This window comes from Shewanella sp. AC91-MNA-CIBAN-0169, assembly GCF_040310165.1.
GTDB lineage: Bacteria > Pseudomonadota > Gammaproteobacteria > Enterobacterales > Shewanellaceae > Shewanella.
In genome coordinates this window covers 1-231 of the sequence record NZ_JBEOPM010000214.1, presented here as the reverse complement: position 1 = coordinate 231, position 231 = coordinate 1, and the positions used below count along the sequence as shown (strand labels likewise).

General features: G+C 42.4%; 1 protein-coding gene. It reads right to left on the bottom strand.

Annotation, left to right across the window (positions count from 1 at the left end; translation table 11 throughout):
* On the bottom strand, window positions 1-231 hold a 231-nt coding region (locus AAEY98_RS22730), incomplete at both ends, for an aldo/keto reductase (protein ID WP_351019914.1).

The window sequence follows — 231 nt, the reverse complement described above, 5'->3', positions numbered from 1 at the left end:
CGCTTTAACAACGCTTTGCTCAAGAACTGATTCAGTTTTATCAGCCATTTCTAGCTCAAGGTATGAAAGCGCACCCAGTGGTGAAAACGCAGTAACCGGAATATCGTACTGCTTAGCTAATCTTACTAATCGCTCTTGCGTTAAATAAGGGTGCGACTCAATTTGCAACATAGCGGGTTTGATATTTGCGTAGGTCATTAAATCGTGAAGCAGCGCGCTTGAGTAATTACA